The 989-nt window shown below is 61.7% G+C and carries 1 protein-coding gene; it reads right to left on the bottom strand.

Going from position 1 to position 989, the window contains the following annotated elements; all coding sequences use genetic code 11:
* On the bottom strand, nt 1–963 hold a 963-nt coding region (locus tag AC0L24_RS33820; RefSeq protein ID WP_473565084.1), incomplete at its 3' end, for a Ulp1 family isopeptidase.
* Between the last annotated feature and the right edge of the window lie 26 nt (nt 964–989).

The following is a 989-nucleotide window of genomic DNA, read 5'->3' as shown; positions in this document are numbered from 1 at the left end:
TTCGCTCAGCTGCCGCCCGATTGCGAGGGTTTGCGTACTCTCAGTCCTCTGCCTTTTCACAGGCCGCAACAGGGCTGTGTGATGTTCATTGTTTATGATGGCGCCCCCGCTGTTCACGCGGTTGTTCCTGTCAAGTGTACTCATCAGCTCGTCCTGGGCCTCGCGCGTCTGGCCCAAGTGCCGGTCAAACGGGGCTGGCGCGACTTGTCGGGCTTGCTGCTCTTGCAAGACGGCGTGTTGTACCTGCGACCCGGCTGCTGCAAATGCATCCGCGGGGATTGCGGCAAGCTCGTGCGGCAAGCGCCCCTGCCTCAGTCGGTTTTGCAGCGCCTGCCGATCGGCGACGAGGTAGTCGAGGTGCAACGGCAGCTGCGGGCCTGGCCGCTCTTCGTTCGCCAATCGAAGAACCAGCTCGCGCGTGCCGTCCACCACGAAGACGCCGCAATCAACACCGTTGTTCTGCTGCGCCATGGCGGGTGTCACCAGGGTGGTCGCGTCCAGTCTTGTTGCGAGCTCCAGTGCAGGCGCGTTGTTGTATCCCTGTCGATTTTGCTGATGAATGGAGTCGTAGTGATAGGCGACCGTTCTTTGCGGGTCGCGGCGATCTACGAGCAGCAGCGACCAATGGGTGCCGCGGTTGCCAGGAGTGCCATCGTTCACTGGCACGAACAGGAAGTCGGGTGGGCCGGCGTTTCGATTATAAATCGACTGCAATGTACCTCGCGCGTCTTGCTGCTCCATGTGGCGCAGCAGATGGGATACCGACGGATCCACCAGCCGCGTTCGAGCGGCGAGCGCTGGATCGACCTGCTGCAGCTGCTGCTCGAGGAATTCGTAATCCCTATGGATATGGGCGTCGCTCAGCAGTTCGGTGGCCCCGAGCACCGCGCCCGCGGGAAGGTTGGACGAGCTTGACGGAAAAGCTCCGATCGGAGCATCGGAGGAGGTGGTCAGATCGACCAACGGAACATCGCGATAGGTGTCTGACA

The organism is Mesorhizobium sp. WSM4809, from assembly GCF_055811655.1.
Note: the sequence above shows the minus strand (reverse complement) of the source record. Positions and strands in the feature narration are given on the sequence as shown.